We start from the raw sequence: 4985 nt of genomic DNA, 5'->3' as shown, positions 1-4985 counted from the left end.
CACGACCACGATCCGCCCGTCGGGCACGCGCGCGATCTCGGCGATGACCTCGCTCATCCGCTTGAGCGTGCCCAGTTCGACGCCTTTCGCGAGGCTCACCAGGATCGCGTCGGACGGCAGCAGACCGGACCACTCGGACAGATTGGTCCGCAACGTCTGGCTCGGCACCGCGAGGACCACGGCCTGCGCGCCGTCGAGGGCCTCGGCGGGATCCGCCGTCGCGGTGATCCGCTCCGGCAGGTCGATATCGGGTAAATAGGACGAATTGCGATGCCGGTCCCGGATGTCGGCCGCGACCTCGGGCCGCCGGGCCCAGATCGTCACGTCGCGTCCGGCGTCGCCGAGCACCTTGGCGAACGCCGTCCCCCACGACCCGGCGCCGAGCACGGTCACGCGCTGGACCTCGGTGGCGGTCGCGGCCATCAGGCGTCGTCCTCCGGCTTCTTCGCGGGCGGTTCCTCCTGGCGGATCTCCGCGAGCAGGGCGGTGATCTCGGTCATCATCAGCTCGGTGACCTCGCGCAGCTTGGACGCGCTGCGGGTGGAGCCGTTCTTGTAGGTCGAAAGATCCATCGGCTCGCCGACCAGATGCGTGATCTTCTTGCGCGGGAACGGCGTGAACTTCTTCGTGTAGCCGTTGAAGATGTGGTTCGTGCCCCAGCGGGCGATCGGGATCACCGGCACGTCGGTCTCCAGCGCGAGCCGCGCGGCGCCGGTGAACGGCTTCTTGGGCCAGCCGTCCGGGTCCTTGGTGATCGTCCCCTCCGGATAGATCACGACGACCTTGCCGTCACGCAACGCCTGGTGGGCGGCCTTGAGGCTGTCACCGGCGGCGGCCGAACCGCGCGAGACCGGGATCTGGCCGGCGCCGACGAAGATCTTGCCGAAGATCGGCGCCCTGGTCAGGCTCTCCTTGCCGAGGAACCGCGGCACCCGCTTCTGCCGGTGCACGAACACCGCGTCCACCGCCGGGTCCATGTGGGACACGTGGTTGAGCAGGAGCAGCGCGCCGCCTTCGCGGGGGATCCGCTCGGCGTTGCGGTAGACCCGCTTGCCGATGGCCGTCGCCGGGTAGAACAGTGCGGCGGCGATGCCAACCCAGATGCCGCCCTTCTCACGCCGGGCCAATTCGTCCTCCTCGAAGTCACACGTGTCGTCCCAGAGCACTGATCCTGCCGCGCGCACGCGAGCGCGGTCCAGGGAGGGTCGGGTAAGAATGCAGATGTGGACTGTGTGGGCATCGACCTGATCGTGCCGATGAAACGCCCGGCGGAGGGCAAGTCGCGGCTCCGTGGCGCGGTGGTGCCCGAGCGGCACGCCGAACTGGTGCTGGCGCTGGCCTACGACACCCTGTCCGCGGCGACCTCGGCGGACGGGATCCGGCGGGTGCTCGTGGTCGCCGCCGACCCGGCGTCCGTGGCGGATCTCACCGAACTGGGCGTCGAGATCGTCCCCGAGCCGTCGCGGGGTGGCTTGAACGCGGCCCTTCGCTACGGCGAAGAGCTGTTGCGCCGGGACACGCCGTCCGTTCTCGTCGGCGCCTTGCAGGCCGACCTGCCCGCGCTGCGCACCGAAGACCTCACCGCCGCGCTTGTCGAGGCGGCCGGGCGCCGGGCGTTCGTCGCGGACCGGCAGGGCACGGGCACGACCCTGTTGCTCGCGGGGGCCGGACCGCTCGAACCCCGGTTCGGCGAGGGTTCCGCGCGGGCGCACACCGCGTCCGGTGCGACCCCGCTCACGATCGCCCCGGAATCGCTCCGCGCGGACGTCGACACCGCGGATGATCTCGCTCACGTCCGTACCCTGGGTGTCGGAAAGCGCAGTTCAACACTGTTGGGAACACCCTGCGTGGTGATGTGACGAGAGTTCACCCTGCCGACCCGCGCGCGGCGCACATAATCGCCCCGAGTGGTGAACAATGAAGCCCGTGAGCACAAATGACGGCGGCACCCCGAACTCGGCAAGGAAGCGGAAGACCTCCGCCGCGAAACCGGAACCGGACAACGGCTCGGCCAAACCCGTCCGGGCGAGGAAGTCCAGTCCCGCGGCGAAGACGAACAGCAGTCCGCGCGCGGCGATCCGCGCGACCCGCGGCGGTTCGGCGAGCCGTCCCGCGCAGGAGTTCCGCGCGCTGCCCGCCGCGCCTCCGGCGGTGACCTCGGCGCCCACCGCGGTCGAAACACTGCCCGACGACCGGTACTTCAACCGTGAGCTGTCGTGGCAGGACTTCAACGCCCGCGTGCTCGCGCTGGCCGAGGACGAGTCGCAGCCGCTGCTCGAACGCGCCAAGTTCCTGGCGATCTTCGCGTCCAATTTGGACGAGTTCTACATGGTGCGGGTCGCCGGGCTGAAGCGCCGCGACGAGACCGGTCTCCCGGTCCGCAGCGCGGACGGGCTCACCCCGCGCGAGCAGCTGGCCTACATCGCCAAGCGCAACCAGGACCTGGTCGAGCGGCACACGAACGCCTTCGAGCTGCACCTGCGGCCGCAGCTGGCCGACGAGGACATCCACATCGTCGGCTGGAACGACCTCACCGGCGCCGACCAGCTCCGGCTGTCCAACTACTTCAGCGAGCAGATCTTCCCTGTGCTCACACCGCTGGCCGTGGATCCCGCGCACCCGTTCCCCTACATCTCCGGCCTTTCGCTCAACCTCGCGATCACCGTCCGGGACCCCGAGGCGGGCACCGAGCGGTTCGCGCGCGTCAAGGTGCCGAGCAACGTGCCGCGCCTGATGCGCATCGAGCAGCAGCCGAGGGAGGTCCGCACGGCGACGTTCCTTCCGCTGGAGGAACTGATCGCCGCCCATCTCGGCGAGCTGTTCACCGGCATGGAGGTCACCGAGCACCACGCCTTCCGGGTCACCCGCAACGCGGACTTCGAGGTCGAGGAAGACCGGGACGAGGACCTTCTCCAGGCCCTGGAACGCGAACTGGCGCAGCGCCGGTTCGGCCCGCCGGTGCGGCTCGAAGTGGCGCAGGACATGAGCGAGCACATGCTCGAACTGCTGCTGCGCGAACTGGAGGTCGACCCGCGCGACGTCGTCGAGGTCCCCGGCCTGCTGGATCTGACCTGCCTGCACCAGTTGTCCGGTGTCGACCGGAAGGAACTCAAGGACCGCCCTTTCGTGCCGGCCACGCACCCGGCGTTCGGCGAGCGGGAGACGCCGAAGTCGGTGTTCGCGACGCTGCGCGAGGGCGACGTCCTCGTGCACCACCCGTACGACTCGTTCTCCACCAGCGTCCAGCGGTTCATCGAACAGGCCGCCGCGGACGACAAGGTGCTGGCGATCAAGCAAACGCTGTACCGCACCTCCGGTGACTCCCCGATCGTCGACGCGCTGATCGACGCGGCCGAGGCCGGCAAGCAGGTCGTCGCGCTCGTCGAGATCAAGGCGCGGTTCGACGAGCAGGCCAACATCACCTGGGCCCGCACGCTGGAACGCGCGGGCGTGCACGTGGTCTACGGTCTCGTCGGCCTGAAGACGCACTGCAAGGTGTCGATGGTGGTGCGCCAGGAGGGTTCGACCATCCGCCGCTACTGCCACATCGGCACCGGCAACTACAACCCGAAGACCGCGCGCCTGTACGAAGACCTCGGCATCCTGACCGCCGATCCGACGATCGGCGCGGACCTGACGGATCTGTTCAACGTGCTCACCGGGTACTCCCGTCAGGACACCTACCGCAACATCCTCACGTCGCCGCACGGGATCCGCCGCGGCATCGTGCGCGCGATCGGCGAGGAGATCGAACTCGCCCGCGCCGGGCAGACCGCCGGGATCCGGATCAAGTGCAACTCGCTCGTCGACGAGCAGGTGATCGACGCGCTGTACCACGCCTCCCAGGCCGGGGTGCCGGTCGACATCGTGGTGCGCGGGATCTGCGCGCTGAAGCCGGGTGTGGAGGGACTGAGCGAAAACATTCACGTGCGCTCGATCCTCGGCCGTTTCCTGGAGCACTCGCGCATCTTCAACTTCCGCGCGGGCGGCACGCACTGGATCGGCAGCGCGGACATGATGCACCGCAACCTGGACCGCCGGATCGAAGCCCTGGTGCGGGTCAAGGATCCGAAACTGACGGCGCAACTGGACTACATCTTCGAATCCGCGCTGCATCCGGCGACCCGGTGCTGGGTGCTGACCTCCACCGGCGAGTGGACCCCGTTCCCGGCCTCCGGGGACGACGTCCGCGATCACCAGGTCGAACTGGCGAAGCGGCACGGGGCCGCCGGATGAGCGGGGTCGTGCGGGCGGCGGGCGCCGTCCTGTGGCGTCGTGCCGGGAACCGGATCGAGGTCGCGCTGGTCCACCGGCCGCGCTACGACGATTGGTCGCTGCCGAAGGGAAAGCTGGATCCGGGCGAGACCATCGCGCGGGCCGCGGTCCGCGAGATCGGTGAGGAGACCGGCTTCGACGCGGTGCTCGGCCGGTATCTGTTCCGGACCGAATACACCGTGGCGGGAGCGCCGAAGACCGTCGACTATTTCTCCGCGCAGGCGGTTTCCGGTGCGTTCGCTCCGAATGAGGAAGTCGACGAACTGCGCTGGCTCGACGCGGAGGCGGCCGAGAAACTGCTGACGCGGCCGGAGGACATCCGGGTGCTGCGCGAGTTCTCCGCGCTGCCGCCCGACCTCCTCACGGTGATCCTCGTGCGGCACGCCAAGGCGGGCAAGCGTGACGAGTGGAACGGCGACGACGATCTGCGGCCGCTGTCGGACGCCGGTCAGCGTCAGGCCGAAGCGCTGCGTTCGCTGCTGCGGCACTACGCACCGGACAGGGTGCTCTCGGCGCCGCGGCTTCGTTGCGTCCAGACGGTGAACGGGCTCGCCGACGATCTCGGGGTCGAGGTCCGGCACGAACCGCTGCTGTCGGAAGAGGGCTACTGGCCGGACCCGGTGCTCGGTCTCGCCCGGCTGCTGGCCATCGCCGGTGACGGCGGGACGCCGGTGATCTCCAGTCAGGGCGGCGTGATCCCGGACGTCGTC

Annotated in this window: 5 protein-coding genes; 3 read left to right on the top strand and 2 right to left on the bottom strand. The window is 69.4% G+C overall.

Annotated features, from left to right (window positions below; translation table 11 throughout):
• Positions 1–423, bottom strand: a 423-nt coding sequence (locus tag B0293_RS44205; RefSeq protein WP_245820059.1) for an NAD(P)-binding domain-containing protein, incomplete at its 3' end; no start/stop codon positions are given.
• Positions 423–1166, bottom strand: a complete 744-nt coding sequence (locus tag B0293_RS06415) for a lysophospholipid acyltransferase family protein (RefSeq protein ID WP_005167470.1) — start codon at positions 1164–1166, stop codon at positions 423–425. The genes B0293_RS06415 and B0293_RS44205, both read right to left, overlap by 1 nt.
• A 66-nt stretch (positions 1167–1232) precedes the next feature.
• Between B0293_RS06415 and cofC the strand changes: the two genes are divergently transcribed.
• From cofC to B0293_RS06400, 3 genes are all read left to right on the top strand, one after another.
• Entirely contained in the window at positions 1233–1859 is a 627-nt protein-coding gene (cofC, locus tag B0293_RS06410) for a 2-phospho-L-lactate guanylyltransferase (protein ID WP_005167471.1), read from the top strand.
• Between the two features lie 58 nt (positions 1860–1917).
• Positions 1918–4236, top strand: a complete 2319-nt coding sequence (locus tag B0293_RS06405) for an RNA degradosome polyphosphate kinase (RefSeq protein WP_209437370.1) — start codon at positions 1918–1920, stop codon at positions 4234–4236.
• On the top strand, positions 4233–4985 hold a 753-nt coding region (locus tag B0293_RS06400), incomplete at its 3' end, for an NUDIX hydrolase (protein WP_245820057.1). The genes B0293_RS06405 and B0293_RS06400, both read left to right, overlap by 4 nt.

The organism is Amycolatopsis azurea DSM 43854 (genome assembly GCF_001995215.1).
GTDB classification, from domain to species: Bacteria; Actinomycetota; Actinomycetes; order Mycobacteriales; family Pseudonocardiaceae; genus Amycolatopsis; species Amycolatopsis azurea.
Note: the sequence above shows the minus strand (reverse complement) of the source record. Positions and strands in the feature narration are given on the sequence as shown.